This is a genomic window from Chryseobacterium sp. CFS2 (assembly GCF_036543225.1).
GTDB lineage: Bacteria > Bacteroidota > Bacteroidia > Flavobacteriales > Weeksellaceae > Chryseobacterium > Chryseobacterium culicis_A.
Genome location: NZ_JAZHQU010000004.1, coordinates 23,636 through 43,405, shown reverse-complemented (window position 1 = coordinate 43,405; position 19,770 = coordinate 23,636). Strand labels below are relative to the sequence as shown.

Annotated in this window: 12 protein-coding genes; 11 read left to right on the top strand and 1 reads right to left on the bottom strand. The window is 35.6% G+C overall.

Translation table 11 applies throughout. The features are described 5' to 3' along the window. Positions 1-5: 5 nt before the first annotated feature. The 4 genes from ODR02_RS10180 to ODR02_RS10165 all read left to right on the top strand — a co-directional run bounded on the left by ODR02_RS10180 (position 6) and on the right by ODR02_RS10165 (position 10,734). On the top strand, positions 6-2,858 hold the full coding sequence (locus ODR02_RS10180) for a hypothetical protein (RefSeq protein ID WP_309512363.1): 2,853 nt from the start codon (positions 6-8) through the stop codon (positions 2,856-2,858). Next, positions 2,848-5,973, top strand: coding sequence for a PKD domain-containing protein (locus ODR02_RS10175; RefSeq protein WP_309512362.1), 3,126 nt, complete (start codon positions 2,848-2,850; stop codon positions 5,971-5,973). The genes ODR02_RS10180 and ODR02_RS10175 overlap by 11 nt, the downstream gene beginning before the upstream one ends. Before the next feature lie 80 nt (positions 5,974-6,053). Further along, on the top strand, positions 6,054-9,680 hold the full coding sequence (locus ODR02_RS10170; protein ID WP_309512361.1) for a hypothetical protein: 3,627 nt from the start codon (positions 6,054-6,056) through the stop codon (positions 9,678-9,680). Between the two features lie 157 nt (positions 9,681-9,837). Further along, positions 9,838-10,734 carry a hypothetical protein gene (locus ODR02_RS10165; RefSeq protein ID WP_309512360.1) on the top strand — a complete coding sequence of 299 codons (897 nt, stop codon included), beginning with the start codon at positions 9,838-9,840 and terminating at the stop codon, positions 10,732-10,734. A 64-nt stretch (positions 10,735-10,798) separates the two neighbouring features. On the opposite strand, the gene ODR02_RS10160 is transcribed toward ODR02_RS10165, so the two are convergent. Next, positions 10,799-11,461, bottom strand: a complete 663-nt coding sequence (locus tag ODR02_RS10160) for a S24 family peptidase (protein ID WP_105680736.1) — start codon at positions 11,459-11,461, stop codon at positions 10,799-10,801. Positions 11,462-12,224: 763 nt separating this feature from the next. Here ODR02_RS10160 and ODR02_RS10155 point away from each other — a divergent pair. From ODR02_RS10155 to ODR02_RS10125, 7 genes are all read left to right on the top strand, one after another. Next, positions 12,225-12,383, top strand: a complete 159-nt coding sequence (locus ODR02_RS10155; RefSeq protein ID WP_156106583.1) for a hypothetical protein — start codon at positions 12,225-12,227, stop codon at positions 12,381-12,383. Between the two features lie 383 nt (positions 12,384-12,766). Next, on the top strand, positions 12,767-12,934 hold the full coding sequence (locus ODR02_RS10150) for a hypothetical protein (protein ID WP_156118455.1): 168 nt from the start codon (positions 12,767-12,769) through the stop codon (positions 12,932-12,934). Between the two features lie 67 nt (positions 12,935-13,001). Beyond that, positions 13,002-13,376, top strand: a complete 375-nt coding sequence (locus ODR02_RS10145; protein ID WP_309512359.1) for a hypothetical protein — start codon at positions 13,002-13,004, stop codon at positions 13,374-13,376. A 304-nt stretch (positions 13,377-13,680) separates the two neighbouring features. After that, positions 13,681-17,298, top strand: coding sequence for a phage tail protein (locus ODR02_RS10140; protein WP_309512358.1), 3,618 nt, complete (start codon positions 13,681-13,683; stop codon positions 17,296-17,298). Positions 17,299-17,313: 15 nt separating this feature from the next. Further along, a complete protein-coding gene (locus tag ODR02_RS10135) occupies positions 17,314-17,820 on the top strand; it encodes a hypothetical protein (protein WP_309512357.1) in 507 nt (168 codons plus the stop codon). A gap of 143 nt (positions 17,821-17,963) precedes the next feature. Then, complete coding sequence (locus tag ODR02_RS10130) at positions 17,964-18,371, top strand: 5-fold beta-flower protein (protein ID WP_309512356.1); 408 nt, start codon at positions 17,964-17,966, stop codon at positions 18,369-18,371. A gap of 412 nt (positions 18,372-18,783) precedes the next feature. After that, on the top strand, positions 18,784-19,638 hold the full coding sequence (locus ODR02_RS10125) for a hypothetical protein (RefSeq protein WP_309512355.1): 855 nt from the start codon (positions 18,784-18,786) through the stop codon (positions 19,636-19,638). The last annotated feature ends 132 nt before the right edge of the window (positions 19,639-19,770 follow it).

The following is a 19,770-nucleotide window of genomic DNA, read 5'->3' as shown; positions in this document are numbered from 1 at the left end:
TAATCATGTCAGAAAATAAACATATTAGTATATCAAAAAATATAGAAACCGGAGATCAGACAGATTTTCATTTTCTACGCAAAACAGGGATTGAATACATAGAAAAGTTAGGAGGAAAACTCTGGACCGATTATAACTCTCATGATCCTGGGATCACCACGCTGGAAGTGTTAAGCTATGCTATCACGGATCTTGGGATGAGGATGAACCTGAATATGGAAGATATCTTAGCATCTGATGATGTAAAAAATGACATTCATACCCAGTTTTTAAAGGCTGCAGAAATTTTACCTTCAAGACCTTTAAATGAACTGGATTACAGAAAGTTGTTTATAGACATCAACACGACTGGAAGCCTTAAAAGACCGATCCGTAACTGTTGGTTAGTTCCTAAAAATGAAACATTATATGTCGATTGTAAAACCGGAGATATAGACTTTAAACCGATCGGAGAAAAGACAGAACATTTTAACGTAAAAGGATTGTACGACCTTTATGTAGATTATGCCGAAGATATTGATGGGGATGGTATCGGATGTGAAAGATCTAATGTCAATATCAAAATATTAGACAGTTACCATGCCAACAGAGGACTTTGCGAAGATCTGGCAGAAATTAAAGAAGTTGAAATTCAGAAAGTTGCAGTGTGTGCCCGTATCGGACTTGTCAGTAAAGCAGACGAAGAACTGGTGCATGCTAAAGTCATCAGAACAATCAATAATTATCTGTCTCCAGAGGTTCATTTTTATTCACTGAAACAAATGCTGGATAAAGGTCTTACTACAGATCAGATTTTTGAAGGTCCGCTTCTGGATAATGGCTTTATCGATACGGAAGAGCTTAAAAACAGCCAGTTAAGAACAGAAGTTCGTCTTTCTGATATCATCAGTGAAATCATGAAAGTTGAGGGTGTTAAAGAAATTCATGACGTGTCTATTGCAGGTTGTGATAGTGTGATCAAACAAAATAATGATTGGCTGATCTGCATTGAAAAAGGCAGAAAACCGGAACTGTGTGAACTGAGTTCATTCAGTTACAGTAAAGGATCTCTTCCGTTAAATATCAATAACAAAAAAGTTCAGGATTACCTAGAAACTCTTAAAAGGGAAGAAGAAGTACTTAGAGACGATGCAAGGCAGAATAAAGAGTTGGTATTGCCTCAGGGAACTTCATATGATATTGCAGACTATGCTACGATTCTTAATGAATTTCCGGACACCTATGGAGTAGGAGAATCTGGAATTATTGGGAATTCATCCCCGGAGAGAGAAGCATTGGCCAAACAAATGAAAGGGTATTTGTTATTTTTTGATCAAATCCTTGCCGGCTACTTCAAACACCTTGAAAAAGTAAAAGAAGTATTAAGCATTAATGGTAAGTTAAAAAGAACCTTTTTTACACAGGCTCTTAAGAATATTAAAGGCTTTGATGAATTGGTTTCTGACTATGATACCGAAAGTGATGATCAACTTACAGATTCGTTATATGAAGAGCTGGATAACAGTGTGGAACGACGAAACGAAGTATTGGACCATCTGATCTCCCGTTTTGCGGAAACATTTAGTGACTATACGTTCTTAATGAAATCATTGTATGGGAAATCTACCGATGAAATTGTCTTATACAACAAAGAAAATTTCTTAAAAGAATATTCATCACTAAGTAAAGACAGAGGGTTGGGATATAATTATACCTTAATCGGAGATTCAGATCTTTGGAATACCAGCAATATTTCCGGTGTTCAGAAAAGAATTGCCCGTTTGCTGGGGATTAAAGATTATACCCAGAGAAACTTATCTCAGTCGCCGGTATCCATTATTGAAACAACAGATAATACCGGTAAAAAAACGTATACCTGGAAAATAAAAGATGCCGGCGGCAATATTATTTTATCCTCTGTAAACAGCTATACGACTGAGCATATTGCAATCAAAAATCTGAATGAAGCCATTTATCAAACCATTCAGATTGATCAGGAAGATCTTGAAAATGCATTAGCCAAATTAGATGAGAAACACCCTGAAGTTACATTAGAAAAACTGAAAAATTGTGAAAAGGATTACTGTATAATTGGAAATATAAAAATCCGTGTTTCATTAGGAGGTAATTATTATTTTGAAATTCTGGATGACCAGAAAAATGTCATTGCTGTTCACAAAAAAACCAATCCTTATTCAGATTTGATAGAATTGAAAGACGGAATTAAGGCAACGGTGAAGTATTTCAAATATGAATTTACAGAAGAGGGTATTTTCCTTGTTGAGCATTTATTATTAAAGCCAACCACTAAAGATTATAAGCTTATGGGAGGTATTGGCTGTATGTCTATCGGAGGTACTTTCAAAATAATGTATGACCTGCAGGAAGAAAACCCTACAACAGATCCGATAGAATATTCGGAAGCCTTTATGTCTTCGTGTGAAGAAGGTTGCGAAGCGGATGTTTTTGACCCTTATTCTTATAGGGTGAGTGTTGTTCTTCCCGGCTTTGCTTATCGTTTTCAGGATCCGGATTTCAGGCGTTATGCGGAAACCGTGATCAGGCAGGAAATTCCTGCTCATATTTTAGCAAAAATTTGCTGGGTGGGAGATCGTTTGAGTGAAAAACAAACCGCTCAGAATGATTTGGCTGAGTTTGAAGTAGCATTTAAAAAATACCTCTCAGATAAATCGAGGAATAATATTATGAATCTTGGAAACAGCATTACGGATTTATTGACTGCTCTCAGCCATTTAAACAATATTTATCGACCGGGAAGGCTTTTAGACTGCGATGCCAATGATAACGACAGTCTGGACGGAAAAATCATATTAGGACAATCGAACTTATCAAAAAAAATGAAAAATAATGAACACTAAATTAGACAATGTAACAACCCAATATAGAAAGTTCAACGACAATCAGGCGTTAACAGAAGGGCAATTAAACGAATTTATAGACTATTTTGAAGATCAGGACAGACTATCAAGAACCCGTCTGAGTGGTGTGGGAGTAGTGTGTGGTTTTCAATCGGAATACATAGAGCTTGAAATCTTACCTACTTTAGCAGAAAAAACAGCCGGATCCGTAGATAGAGATCTTGAGATTCCTTTTGATACCATTGCCATTACACAAGGAGCCGGGGTAACTACGGATGGAGACTTAATAACACTGCGTCAGGTAGAAGACAAAAAATCAGAAGCTGTCATAGATTTTCAGGCTAAAAATTACAGATACTATAGAAATTATGTTGATGTCGTAGGATATGAGCATTTTCGTATCGGAGGACAGCAAATCCCTCTTTTAGAATTATTTACAACACAAGAGTATAAACAGTTATTGAGAGAAGGGGCTAATGCCGGAGATTTTAAAAAGGTAGTAGATATTCGTAGTTCATTAAGTGATAAAATTGTAATTCTGTATCTGGAAAGTTATTCTAATGACGAAACCCCATGTAAGGATGCAGATTGTGACAATAACGGTGCAGAGCAAGTGTCTGATCTTAAAGTGCTTCTGGCAGATTCAGCATCTGTTTCAGAGCTTATTGCCAGGGGAGATGCAAAAGATACCATCTATAAACAACATGATGTTTATGAAAAGCTTTTTGACAGTTTACCCAATATTGAAGCCAAAAGAGTTATTCTGGATACGCTTGTTAAAACAGCACCGCAGTTAAAAACAAAATTTAAAGGAGCCATCAGTACGGTTGCAGAATTAAGTGAAGGATTTACTTCTATTGCAGGAACTTTTAATATCAATATGAATCTGGGAGGTCAGACATTATTTGACAAATTGAACCCTTTACTGTCAGGCACTTCTTCAGGCTTAGAAGATTATCAATACCGATATGATTTACTAAAGGATCTGATGGATACCTACAATGAAATAAAAGGTTTGATCCTGCATCTGAATGTTGAATGCTGTCCGGATATTGCTTCATTCCCTAAACACCTTTTGTTAGGTCATGTGGGAGCAAAGCAGGAATTAGGAGCATATACTCCTTTCCGTCACGGTTTTTATAATTCACCGGTTACTACCCATGATGATGAGAATTATGAAAGAGTCATCATGCTTGCCAATCGTTTTGTGCAGAAAGTTAATGGATTTCAATCCTATATCGGACGTATTAAAATCACACCTTCCAATCTGAATGTAAGATTGGGTCATAAAGCAATCCCGTATTACTATAATGTAGATAAATCTTTATTGGCTCAATGGAACTTTGAAAAAACAAAAACCGATAGGTCAGCTTATAACCTAAGTTATCATACGGCCAATTTAGCAGGAGAAGACTTTATTCAGAATCCGCTGAATTATAACATTGACAACAATGACTTCTACAGAATTGAAGGTCACATCGGAATGCCTTATAAGACAGCATTACAAAATATCAATGACCTTAAAACACAATACGGCTTAGCCTTTGATGTCATTGCATTGGTCTTGGATAAAGGTGAAAAACCTGGCAGCGAGCCGCCAGTCAGAGAGAAAACAGTATCTATAGAAGAACTTAGAAAGCAGTTGGTATCCATTTCCACTGATGTCAGCAACAGAACCGGCAATTCACAGAATACTTTACTGAACATTTCTAAACTTGATGAACAGTTAAGATTACTGAACCAGGCTGAATTCTCAAAAGAAGGATCACCTGAAGGAATTACCGTTGTAAAACAAGATCCTAAAAAAGACGTTGTAAGCGAGCTTTTAAGCGAGTTCGTAGAGCGAAAACCAGGTCTTGAACATATGGCGGGTGTAGAACCGGGTGGAACCTTTGCTTTGATTTATAACTCAGAATCTGATAACCAGGTTCTTGCGGATTTTTCATTACCTTACTTGTGTTGCTCTAAAAAAGAGCCTGTATTTTTGGTATTGCCTGCGAACAAGCTATGTCAAAGAGATAATCCGGTTGCGCTTACACTCGTTCCGCTAGACGCTCAGGTAAAAGCATTTGTAAATGGTACTCAGATTCCTGTCGTTACACAGTCCGGAGGTCAGAAATTATTTGATCCAGGTTTGATTAGCCCCACTTATTTTGGGCAGACAATCACGTTTACCGTTAATGATGAACCTGTAGAATCTACGATGGTAGTGTATGCAGAACCTGTTATTAACGTTACTGTAGGAGAAGTTGTCTATGGTGAAGATGTTAATGATCCAAAAGCAACCGTTACATTTAATGTGAGCGGTCATCAGGCAGGATATTCTTATAACTGGAATTTTGGTGATAATTCATCAGGAAGCCAGGTGCCGGATACCAATGGGAATGTTACGCATACCTATTCATTAGGAGTAGCCAATCAGGAAGATATTTTCAGGCCTACTTTAACGGTCAAAAATCCGAATGGATGTAGCACAACATTTACCATTACTCCGGTTACGTTAAAACTGGTGATTAACAAAAATACCAGAATATTTATTTATTTCGATTCTTCAGGTTCTATGAACTCAACTTTAAGACCATTGGAAACGATGAAAGCAACCTTACTTAAAAACAGATTGTTGCCTTTATATGGAAATGATTCTGTAGCATACGATGAGAAAGTACAGGTGGTATCCAGAAGTTCAGAAAGAACATTCGACTTCCTGAATATGGAAGGTGGACAGGCAGCGGTAGGTAATGTAATTGTTATGGTCTTCCAGGATGAAGCAGACTCTATCTATCACAGCTATCAGTCTATTACTCCTAGAACAAATGGTTTCTCAAATGATATTCAGGCTTTAAAAACCAGAATTGCAAACAATTTTGGTACAAATAATCCTAATTATTATCGAGGAATAGTGTTCCAGGTAGATGGAGATGCCAGATTCCAGGAGCTTATGAAAGCAGTAGAAAATGGTTCTAATGCTTCTTATCCTTCACAATTCAACCTTCAATCCGAAGTGGCAGCAGGAAAAGTAAAATTCAAATATAATATTCCTGATGGAGATACTCCTGAAAACTACTTGAGTAAAGTTGTTGGTGCGCTTCAAGAGCTGGGTTATAACATTCCTTAATAATAACAATAACTTCTTAGGCGGGTTTCTGCCTGAGAAGTTATTTACCAGCTTAATACAATCATAAAAAATGAATTACAATGAAGAATCAATTAAGTAATATATCAGTTCAATATCGAAAATTCAGTAAAGGACAGTATATAGAAGATCCGGATCAGTTCAATGAGTTTCTGGATTTTTTTGAAGATCAGGACCGTTTGTCCAGAGTGCTGCTGCAGGGAGTAGGTATTGTATGCGGCCTCAAACCAACACTTATTTATAAAAACAGGCTGCTGAACAGCATACAGCTTTCACAGGGAGCGGCAATTACCACCGACGGAGATTTACTCACCCTGAATACTACCAGCAAGACGAGTGAAGATCTGTATATGAGTGATCTGAAAACGGTAGATCTGGAAAATAAAAAATTTACCCACTTTAAAGTATATGATAATTTTAAAGTAAAATATCCGTCCTTTTATGAAGGAAGCGAGCAGATTGAACTATGGGAATTGGCAACAGCTCAGGAAGCAAGAACTGATTTTCAGTCTATCAATAACCTTACAAATTTAGAAGACAAATACCTGCTGCTGTATTTGGAGGATTATGAAAAAGAAGTTAAACCTTGTAGAGGTGTTGACTGTGATAATCATGGAATACAACAAATCAGAAACCTTAAGGTATTAGTTACTACAGCAAGTGGTATTACTCATATTCTTGGAGAAGAAGGTTTTTCTCTGCCTGACCCCATAACAGGTGTCGTTACACCCAAAAGAAAAGATCGTCTTCAGCCTCATCCTTTGTTTATAGAAGATATCATGGAGCCTGTAAAACAAAACCGTATTATTTTAGAACGTTTTGTTTCAACAAACAAGGTGGAAGTCTCTGATTTAAAAAAGATGTATATCAAAGCCGTAGATAAAGCTGATTATGGGAAGAGTATTTTTGAAAAAATCTCAGCAATTGCTAAAATTTTAAGAATTCCAGGTGCCAGCTATGAATCTTTCAAAGTATCACTAGACAGAGTTATTAATCAGGAAACAGGCTTTCAGTATATTTATGATGTGATAAAGGATTTGATGGATACCTATTCTGAAATCATAGAATTACTTCCTAAAGCATTTACCAAATGTCTTCCCGATTTTGCCTCTTTTCCTAAACACATCATGCTTGGGAAACTAATAACAGATGTCCAGCTGGATTCCTCAAGACATCAGTTTTATAATTCGCCTGCTTTAGACGATGAAAAAGCGACCCAAAAAGTTAAAACTTTAATCAATCGTTTTAATCAACAAGCGGGAAATTTTGATCCTGATAATATTATTAAAAATAAAGTGCGGGTTAAAATTACCCCGTCGCAAAAATTAAATCCTCTGAGCAATAAGGCGGTTCCTTTTTACTACCAGGCTACAGAAGAATTTTTAAAAACATGGAATTTTGATAAGACCAGCAACCGGTCATCTGGAAATAATTTGACATTTGATACGGAGTGGGTGCCAGTAGGGCTGTTTGAAAAAGAAAACCCTTTAAATCTCAATATAGATAACTATTCGTTTTATAATATAGAAGGCCATCAGGGGATGGATCACCGAATTGCTTTTGAACAGATAAAAGAAATCAGGGATAAGCAGCAGCTGGGATTTGACATTATGCTTTTGTCTTTAGAAGAATTGGTAGGCAATAAAGATCTGTCAAAGGCTTATTTCAATGAATATATAGAAAAGAACTCAGGGTTAGAACACAAACGGGGCGTTGAAAGAAGAGGGACTTTTATAATGGTTTACGATTCCATGAAAAATCCAAAAGTTATCGCAGACTTTTCACTTCCATACATCTGTTGTACGCCAAAAGCAATCGTTAAATTAAGTTTGCCGACTGCTGTTATTTGTGCTGAAGCCAGTCCTATACCTTTTACAGTATTCCCTTTGAATGGAGTTGTAAAAGCAAGTGTTGGCGGTGGAGTAAAACAATCCGGCAATGGACAGTATATCTTTGATCCGAAGTCAGTAGGTGAAGAGTTCCATGGTCAGGAAATTACTTTTACAGTGAATGGGAAACCTACGAACTGCAGTATCAAAGTTATTTCACAGCCGGAAATAAATATAGCGGTTGGCGATGTCTTCTATCCGGAAGGTGAGTCTATCATAACGGAGGTAAACTTTAAAGTTTCAGGACCAGACTTTGCAGACTACACTTATAATTGGGATTTCCTGAATAATGGACATGTCATTAACAAGCAACCGGATGAAAACGGAAATGTACGCTATGAGTTCTATAATCTGGATCCTAAAAATATTCCATTGATAAAAGTGGAGGTGAGCGGTCACGGTTGTACTGAAAACATAGCGATAGGAGATTGGTATAATGGGCCGGTTTCGTTAAGTCTGCCAAGTACTGTTATTTGCTCTAGAGCCGATTCTATACCTTTTACAATGTTCCCTGAGAATGGTATTATTAGGGCTTATGTGGGTGCTGAGGAAGTTAAGTATGTTATTGTATCCTCGGGTAACGGGTATTCCTTCAATCCAGGTCAGGTGGGTTCAGCTTTGTATGGGCAATATATTACCTTTACTTTGGATGATAAAGCAACTAGTTGCCGTATTAAAGTTATTCCACCACCTTCAGTTAACGTTAATTATACTGTTGATTATCCAGCAAATGGTTCAACAGAAACCATAATAAACATTGACGTTTCCGGACCTTACTTTACAGACTATATGTACGAATGGGATTTCCTGGGGAATGGACAGTATACTCAACCACAACCTATAAATGGTAAGATAAGTTACAAATACACCAATCTGAATCCAAATAATATTCCGGTAATAGGGGTGAAAGTGACTGGCGGCGGATGTTTTCAAAGTATATCTGTAAGAGATTGGTATACCTCATTACGTTTGCTGCAAAATGTTATTTGCTCTGAAGCCAAACCTATAGATTTTGTTGATGTAATCCCTCAGAATGGATCTATAAAGGCGTATGTTGGTAGTGTTTCTGTTGGGGGTGTTGTATCTGGTTCCTTCAATCCGCAATTAGTGGATCCTGCATTCCATGGTCAGACCATTACTTTTACGATGAACGGAAAACAAACCAATTGCAGTATCAAGGTTATTAAGCAGCCGAATATTGCAATATCTGTTAAATCTGTTGATTATCCTGTAAGTGGTTCAAATGAGACAAAAGTATACCTTGAAGTTACCGGACCAAACTTTGGAGACTATACCTACAGTGCTGATGGTAGCCCGCTTCCTAAACCGGATATCAATGGAATTACGATTCATAGATTGTATAATCTGAATCCGGAAGGAAATCCGACCATAATGGTGACGGTGAGTAACGGAGAATGTACTCAGACCATGAGGTTAACCAATTGGTACAAGCCTGCATCTGTTGTAATAAACAATATCGACTTCTCAAAAGGAGAACATGTACAGTGCTGTGAAAGCATTAAGCCTATTGTTATCGTTGAACCACGCGATACAAAAGCCCTTGTGAAAGATAGATTTTTTATATTGGAAGGAGCCGCAAATGCTGGTGAATTATCAATGCTTCTTTATTCTTGGTTTCAGGTAAGTGGCCCATCCGTAGCTATACTTACCTATGATATTGAAAAACCATTCCTGAAGGTTACTAATTTAGTCGCTGGGGACTATAAATTCCGATTTATGGTTTTTGATGCAAACAGTAATGCATTTGATTTCAAAGACGTGAATGTAAATCTGGCGTAATAATCAGACTTCTGTATCTGATCATAAACGAAGAGTTCAAGATATAGATTTTATGTATTACACTATACTATAAGAGGGTGTTCATGCAGTTCTTTAGACTCAAACCACCCTCTTAAATATAAATGAAACATAATAATAACAATTAAAACATAAAATAATGGAAGCAGCAGAAGATTGCAAAATTTCATTTAATATCGATTATACATCTTCCTTGTCTGTAGATTATGCATTTGCATACTATAAAAAGCAGGGACCAGGGCAGCAAGATGTAAAGCAAGAGTTAAATCCAGTGCCTGCGAGTGGTGAATTGGTAAAACTTCCCATCATTCAGGCTCCTGGTACTTACGACTTGAGAATAGAATTATTATCAGGGAATGTCAGTGCCGAAAGTAAAAGTTTTTTTAAAATAGGCATGTGTGCTTCTTGTGAAAAACCCTCTATTAATAAAGTCGCAGCAGAGAATGATGGTCAGTTAGTAATGTCATATATACTGGATAATTATTCAAATTTTGTTGCAGTAGAATATCAAATAGCAACGGATGCTGAATTTACAGATATTATTTATTCACAAAGGGGTGTTAATTACTACTCTCCTGAATATATAGATATGAATAGGGCAAAGATTCTTAAAGGCATTTATTATATGAGAGTAAGAAAATATTGTTCAGCTGGGTCTGAAACCGGAGTCTCAGATTGGTCGGATGTATCTGTGTTTGAAGCTGGAGAATGGACTATTCAAAAAACAGTACAAGCCTTTTGTATACCAGATAACTATGGTAGAGATAATGAAATTATTTGTAAAAGAGAGGATGATTGGAAAAGGTATGTGATGTTGAATACCCCTGAACCCAAAATAGGAAGTTTAATTTATTTAAAGGATGGTATAACCTTGGCAGTTCCGGGAAATCTGGAAGAGTTTGATATGGATCCTTTTATTGGATTTAATAAGAATGGGATTAGGTGGATAAGATTTCCGGATTTTGATATGAGTGTGGTGTATGAAGTAAATTCCAACACAGCAAGGATAGAAGGTATTTCAGGCCTTACCTGTTAAAAAAAATCGCCAAAATACCCCAATAAAATCCTCAAGAAACTGAGGATTTTATTTCCCTGGGCAATTATCTTCTGTTGTTTTTACGTCTTGTACTTATAATATTGAAAAGTTTGGCAACATCCTTCAGATGGATCTCGAAATCCTCATAATATTCGTTCAGAGAATGAAGGGTGATAATGCCTTTCTCAACATCATGGTTAACAATTCGCTTTACTAAAATTCCTTTCTCTTTGTGAACGATTACAAAATCCCACTTATCATAATGCAGTTTACTCATCCAGTAATCCTGTCTGATGTTTCTGCATAAGATAATATCGCCTTCCAGATAGCTTTCGTATGATCCGTTATCCATACTGTCTCCTTTCACTTCAAAACACATATATTCGCCTCTGTGCTCTATATCGTCCGTAAAAGGAATAGTGGGTAAGCTTTCTATATATTCTTCATCAGCAAAATTACTCAGATATCCCGCTTGTGCATATTGATTCGCTAATGGAACGTGCATGATCTTTAAATCTGAAAAAACCACTGGAGACGCACTGTCATCATTGAGTTCCTGTTGTTTTAATAGTAAGTTGGTGACAAAGTAAGCTGTTGTTTCCGGTATTTTTCGTTCGCCTTTTTCCCAATATTGCACGGCTCTGGTGCCTACTCCTATAGATTTTGCTATATCAGCCTGCTTCATGTTTAGTTTCTTTCTAATTTCTTTGAATTCTAAATAGTTCATTTTGATATGTTTATAGTTATTTGTAAAAAAAAATGAACAAAATGTTCGTTTTTATTTTGAAAAACGAACAATGTTCGTATATTTGTTTCATCATTAAGATGGAACAGTACAAATGTACAAAATTATATTTAAAATTTAATATTTTTTTAATATTTTAAAATGTTACTTTTTGTTTGTAATTAAATGTAAATAAGTGAGTTGAAAATTTATTTTATAGATAATATATTTAAAATACAGATATTTTCTTTTTTTGTTTTGTCCGGAGCAAGTAGGAATTAGGAAAATTTTAAATCGTTTGTAAAATGTAAAAAGTGCGTTTTTTATATTTCTTTGTTTGAGTTTTGTTCGTTTTTGTATTGTTTTATTGATGATAAAAATGCGTTTATTTTTGATAAATTTCTGAATAAAGCAATCATTTTGCTCTTTGTTTTTCCTGAAAATAAAAAACAAACCCAAAATGTAGAATAACACTACTGTCCAACATATAAAATATCGATTAATTATAGTTGTCAGTAAAGTTGATAATACATCCTGAAAGGGCAAATGAAATGTAAAATAAAGAAGTCAGGGTAAGATTTTTATTGGAAATACCCGGTACCGGCTTCTAAAAAACAAAATTAATTGAATTAGACATCTTTTAGAAGGCGGAATATTCGTCTTTAGGGATTCTAATGACTTTATCAAACGGTCAACAGGTAAGAAGAGGAAGCCTGTCTGATTCGGAAAAAACTATTTAACCAAAAAAAACTTTTAACCATAGAATATGAAACGTAGTAAAGAATTAGTCGAAAAAAGAAAAGATTTTGTCATTGATTATGTAAAACGTAATCAGGATAAACAGATGAAAGTGATTGTCAACGAGCTGATGGAAATGTTGTTTTTGTCTGAAAGAACAATTTATAACATCATTCTTCAGCCATAGATATGGTCACGGAAGAAAGCTCAATCCTTACCATTTAATATAATGTTGTAATTTGAATATCAGTAAGATAGTGTTTGTAGATAGTGTGTATTCATAATTCATGTCTTGAAATTATTCATTCTAAAAAGATAAAAAAGGATTCAAAGTTATTGCTAAATCCTCAACAGCCCCAAACATGAGATTAAAAGGAGGCTCTGATATCTTTCTCAAATTTAAATTATAGGTAAAATATTAAGGTGAAAAACGGTTTTTGCTTGGTCGTTCTGTTGTTTTAATGAAACATGAATGGTAAAAAGAAACCGTTTGGCCTTAGTGTATTGGAAGAGAAATCAATTAAAAAAAACTAAAAAATCAATCATTCATTTAATAAAATTCTAGTAGCCATGAAAAAAAAAGAAAAGAAAAAAAAGAAAAAAGATAAGGAAAAACTGAAGAAACCAGGGAGAGATATCAGTGATATTATTGACGAGTTAGCGTATGCGGATGAGAGCGAAAATATCCGGAAAATCAGAAAGTTTTTAGATGATATGTACATCCTGTCTCAGGAATAATTAAACATCTGAAAGTGGTTTGAAAATTAAAATTTTTAATAAATAATAGAGAAGAAAAAGAATGAATTTGGATAGTATAAAAGCCCTGTTAATCGGAACTGCAATAGCATTTTCAGGAGGATTACTGAGGGTACTGGTCTCCATACAAAATAAAGAGAAAAAACAGCCATGGGAGCATTTTATCACATTGGTAATCGTAGTAATCGTAGGCTTTACGATGAGTTATTTAATGAACAGAGCCGAATTGCATGACAAATGGTATTCAACAGGAGTATTGTTTGTATTGGGATATGGTTATGATAAATTCCTGAAAATGATCACTAATAATCTGCCTAACTGGATTGATAAAGCAGTGAATCTTTTTATTGAAAACAGATGTGGTGTCAATACAAACAGACCATCTGATGAAGAAGAAGAAAAAAAAGATGATATGAAATCATAAAAAGATTCTGAAACAGTCTTTACTGTAATGACAGAATCAATCACTCCAAAGGAGATATTCTCCCGGAAAAGAGTGGATTTAAAACTTAAAAAACCTGAAAATTTAAAAGCAAGAGAACAAACAAGGAAATGGTTCAGTGTTGCCTGTTTCTCAAAGTCAAATACCATTTCTATTTACTTACATTCTTAAAGAATCTACCTCACCCGGTATGATTTTTCCAACCCGGCAGGCACCCTATAAGGCACAATATCTTAGTTGTGCCTATAGGTCTTTTAAAACAATATGAAATTAAAAAACTAAGTCAATGAAAGCAGCAAAACCTGTAGAAAAAGACAATAAGGCCCATAAAAACCAGAGCAAAAAGCAAAAGCCGAAAGATCCGGCAGTTGTGCCTATAGCTGAGGTAGATAGGGTCAGTATACAAACACAAAAATCCGGAAATCGGGGCATTACTGCGGGATCAGGAGGTCCCAATGATAGCCTGCTCAACCTCAATGGTACTATTGCGGGGGTTCATGATTCACAAGACATTTATGGCCAGGGATCAGAAAAAAATTATGGAAAACTCCAGGAGAGTCTGGCGAAAACCGGAGATATCAACCATCCCGACACCAGGAAAATGGAAAAAGGCTATATGTCTACTTTGAATGATAATCAAATACAAGATTATCATAAACTCAAATCCGGAACCTATCTGCCCAAAACAGTACAGGAACAAGCTGTAGTGTATCAGGAAAGTAAGAGCATTCAGGAAGCAAAACCGGATACAAAGACGGCAGGAAAAGCCGTTTCCAAGAAACAGGAAGTTGCTGCTGTAGAAAAACCACAGTCAGTCACTGCAGATAAAACGGTAGAGGCTGATGCGGAAACTAAAACCTCTGCAAATGCCACAGACAATCCTGGATTTATAGAATTGAGCGGAAGGATAAGTATCACAGCTAAGTTACAGAAACAGCACGAACCATCAGGCAAAGCGACCAATGATGCACAAGCTGCAGCACCATCGCCTGCCAACGAACGTCAGAGTATGGCGCAAGCAAGCCAAGTGAACACCATGGATGAACAAAAACCTGGGTTGTTCAAGAAAGAAGATTTTAAAGCTTTGCTAAGTGAAAAAATACATAATATCAAGCTTCCGAAAAATGAAGAGCAGGCAGATGAGTTTGAGAAACATAATAATATACAGGAAGTCAATCAAAAGGCAGTAGGTGATGTTAAAAAAGAGAAGAATGTAGCCTCTAATGATATTGCTTCTGCAACAGCTGCACAACCTAATACAGCTGCACAACCTGTTCGTGCCGTTGCAAAAATGCCAACACAAAATGTAGGGAATGCTCCGGGTACACCAAATGCAGCGAAAGCGATGCCGGTGAAAAGAAATGCAGCAAGCGTAGAACAGCCAATTAAGGAGCAAACAGCAAGTATCGACAGTGAAATGAAAGCCAATGGAGTCACCGATACGATGTTGGCAAAATCTAATGAGCCTACATTTACAGATGCTTTGGCCCAAAAGAACAAAGCCAAAACCCAAAGTGTTGCAGCAACTCAACAGTTCAGAACCAACGAAAATAAAGAGCTGTCTAAAACCCGTAACGAAGCCCAAGCCCAGGCGGAGCATCATATTAGTGGCATGCATGGTGCAAGAAAAGGCGGACTAGGCAATGTACATGGTGAACAAAAGCAAACCTCAGGCAAAGACAGCCAAAAACGAAAAGAAATTGCCGATCATATTAATGGTATTTACCTTACTTCCAAAACCGATGTGGATGGTATTTTAAATAACCTGGACAAATCGGTGGCCGAAAAATTTGATAATGGCAGCAAAGAAGCTAAAAAAGCATTTGAAGCCCATGTCGATAAAGAAATGAAGGCTTATAAAAAGAAACGTTATGGGGATGCCTATGCAAAATACGGAGCCTTGGTGGCAGCAGGGAAATGGTTATGGGACAAAGCTACAGGTCTACCTAAAGAGGTCAACAAATTTTTTGACAGTGGTAAGGACTTGTACATTAAAGTCATGGATAAATTTATTGACCAAATCGCAACCCATGTTACCACGCAGCTTAATGCAGCCAAAACCAGAATTGCTAAAGGCAAAAAAGAGGTACAGACTTATGTCAACAGTTTATCGCCAAGTTTAAGAAAAATAGGAAAAGATGCTATTGCAGAGATCCAAAGCAAATTCAATGCATTGGAAGACAGCGTAAATAGCAAAAAGGATGCATTAATTGATGTGTTGGCTAAAAAATACGCAGACAATATAACAAGCATTGATGCCAGAATTGCAGACTTAAAAACACAAAATAGCGGATGGGTGAATCAGGCTCTTGATGCTCTTAGAACCAGTGTTTTTGCCATTATTATTGAAATTAAAAATACGCTTACCAATTTATTGTCCGGTGTTATGAGTGCCATTCAGGCGATTATCATGGATCCGATAGGGTTTTTCAAAAATCTTATTGCCGGAGTTTCACAAGGATTTACCAATTTCGGGAATAACATCTGGACACACCTTAAAACCGGTTTCTTCGGATGGCTAACCGGAGCGATGAAAGGTATTTCTATTACGATGCCGGAAGATGTATTCTCATTAAAAGGAATTTTCTCCATCACAACACAGGTGCTTGGTTTAACATGGAGTGGTATCAGAGCTATCGGATCCAAAGTAATAGGAGAACCTGTAATGAAAGTTCTTGAAACAAGCTTTGAAATGGTACAAATTGTTCGTAAAGAAGGTGTTGCCGGACTTTGGGAGCATTTGAAAGATCAGTTTGCTGACCTCAAAGCTACGGTAATGGATGCTATTATGGACATTATCCAGACACAGGTCATCCAGGCAGGTATTAAATGGGTGATGGGATTGCTTACTCCGGTAGGAGCATTTATAAAAGCAGCAATGGCCATTATACATGTGGTGAAATTCTTCATCCAGCGGGCTGCACAAATCATGGAACTGGTAAAAGCCTTTACTGATAGTATAAAAGCAATTGCAAGTGGAAATGTAGGCGCAGTAGCCAAATCAATAGAAAATGCATTAGGTAAAGCTGTTCCTGTATTGATTGGTTTCTTAGCTTCATTATTGGGAATTGGAGGCTTAGCAGATAAAGTTGTTGGGGTAATACGTAAAATACGTGAGCGTATTGTGAAGGCAATTACTAAGTTCTGGACGTTTGTGAAGAGTAAAGCCAAAGGTTTGCTTGGAAAAATTGGAATTGGTGGCAAGAAAGATAAAGATAATAAAGGTAAAGCAAAAAATAAAGTAGATGATAAAGAGATTGATTTAACTACCTTAAGAATTCCAGTACCAACTAAAACTGATGGTACTCATACATTATATTTAAGAAAAGAGAAGAAAGGTTATAAGCTGATAATGGAAAGTACTCCTACTTTTTATTCTGACTTTATCAATCAAATTGAAACAACGGAAGAAAATAAATATGATAAAGATAAGGCCTTAATTATTGCAAAAAGATTGGATATATTATTGGATCCAACCAATGATGAAAAAGATGCACAAGAGATTAATGAAAAGCTAATAGAATTATCTAAATTTACAGTAAAGATTATTGATTTATTTAATCTTAAACCATTGAAACCTGAAGCTGCATATCTAAGAGGTCAAGAACATGGCATAAAATGGCAGAAAAGTGATGCAATTAGAAGAGGAAATAATCAAAAACCTCCAAAACCACAAGGTAAGTGGGGGAACAAAAAGGATTTGGAGTACGCAGGTAAAATTGCAGCAACATTTAAGGATTATAAAATGCATGATGCTCCTATCCATTCAGATCATTCCTGCGTTGTGTTTAACTTAGATGGCTCTGAATCAATACCTGATAGAATGAGAATAAGAAGAAATGATGATAATAAAACTTTCCATGGCTTTCCAATAGATAGCAAGACAGCAGAAGATCTATATTAAAAAAAACTATATAATATGTTTAAAATAGAATTTAATAAAACAAAAGAAATAGGAGTAATTGACACTGAAGATATGTCGGTAAGCGAAGCTATATGGTCTACATATCTTGCTTATGAAGAAGATATAATTATAACCTTTGGAAATTATTTAATTTATTTAAATAGAAAAGGGGATATAAGTGTTATGTATAATGATATAATTTCTATGCTTAAAAAAATGAAAGAAAATGAGGATGAGTTTGAGATAAGTTTTTTAAGTAGTGCTTTTACTTTATATTGGAATTTTAAAAAAGAAAATAAATCAGTCATAATTACCCCTAAATGGATTTCTGTTGGGCTGGAAAATAGAGAAACCGGTTTATTTGTAGAAAATCTTAGAGATGCTAATTTTCCCATAACTGTTAAGACGGAAGATTTTATATTTGAATGGAATAATCTTTTAAAAGATATAAAGGAAGATTTATTAAAAGTAGGATATACTGAAGATTTGGAAAACTTTGAATATTTGAAAACTTTAAAATAAAAAATTATCTAAGGCCACAGGATCTAATCGTGTGGCTTTTATTTTCAATCATTTATCTACAAGTTTTTATCTTTATAAAAGAATAATCAATACTTTTGAATACATCAAATAACCCAAATTAATAACTCATTAAAATATTGATTATGAAAAAAACACTATTCTTTTGCTCCCTTCTCTTCGGTCTTTCTGTAAGCGCCCAAACTATAGAATCCGGAAGCCATAGTACCACAGGATATATTAAAGATGACGGAACTATCGAAAACAGCAGTCATTCCACCGTGGGATATATTAAAAACGATGGGACTATTGAAAATAAAAGTCACGGCACAATTGGCTATATTAAAAGTGACGGAACTATTGAAAACAAAAGCCGTTCTACGGTCGGTTATGTAAAAAAAGACGGAACCGTAGAAAACAGCAGTCATTCCACTATGGGGTACATCAAAGATGATGGAACGGTTGAAAACAGCAGCCACAGTACTATCGGGTATGCCAGGGGAATCAAAAAAGAATGGGCAGCGGTAGTATATTTCTTCTTTAAATTGGATTGATAATCGGTTCATAAAAGGAGCTACACCTTTTAAGGATATACATTAAAAAGCAAGGCTTGGATTTTTATAATCCGAGCCTTTTTTATTATCAATACAGAACGGGTTTACTAAACAGAAATGCAGAAACTGTTATTTAATTATTCGGAAAAAAAGGATACTGCAACTACAGAACCGAAAGGGCAAAAAACTTTCACAGGAATAAAAAAAGGATGAATTTTGAGCTTTGAAATTTAAGAAGCAGGCCATTCAGTTTTACAAAAATAACAGTGCTGCAACTACAGAATCGGAAGGTCCAAAAGCTTTCACAATAATCAAAAAAAGATGAATTTTGGACTTGAAATCAATGATACTAACTGGTATCTCTAAAAACAATCATACAAATAATATAAATAGTAAAGAATAGTGAAATATTATGAAAAAAGATGAATTAACTCCAAGGCAAGAATTAAAAACCTATTTTGAAACCGGTAAACATCCAACGCAAGGCCAATTTTCGGAACTGATAGATTCTTTAAGACACAGAGAAGATACATTGACCAATAAAGAAAGGGCAATCCTTGCCAATAGTCTGGCACTTATTGAGAATGCATTTATTTACTATTCTACAAACATTATTGGAAATTTAAAATTCCGGGTTGTTGTTAGCTCACAGGATGAAGAAGATCAGGTGGTAACCGTAAGACAAACTGACAACGCTGTGGAAAAGCAATTCTTATTAGGCAGCGCACCTTATACCTTTAAAGTAAAGGAAATATTAGGAGAAACCTTAAAAGAAACTGAATATTATCTTTTGAGATATGAATTAAGCCCAAGCTATACCATTTTAAAAATGTTTGGAAATGAGCTGAATATTTCTGAAGGTTTTGATTTAGGGTTGCTGGAGGGCAAAAGGTTACCCATACAAATTTATAAACAGGATTACGGAAGAAAGGTAAATGTTATAAATACAAATATTAAGTTTGTTAATAAAACAGAAGTACCTATACAATACAGGGTAATTGGAAGTAACTGGAGTTCGAGATTCACAGCTGAAGACTCTGTTACTGATCATTATGATATAGCTGATAATTTAAGCTTTAATTATAAGGCAGACCTTACGGAATTGAATCGATCTATACAATGCACCATTTTTGACGAGGATACCAATAGTCTTTTAGCTACCAACTACTTATCTGCCGGACTCAACCAGGATATCTGGTATGGTGGTGACATAAGTGAAATCAGAAATGTAAGGATCGAATGTAATTATTCTATTAATGAAAAATAGTCAGATGGGAATCTGAGCAATTCATATTACAGAATATTTATACTCCTGAAATAATCATATTGGCATAATCAAATTTGCCAGAGTGATCTTTTAAAAACATAACAAAATAATCATTGTACCCAAAGGCAATTA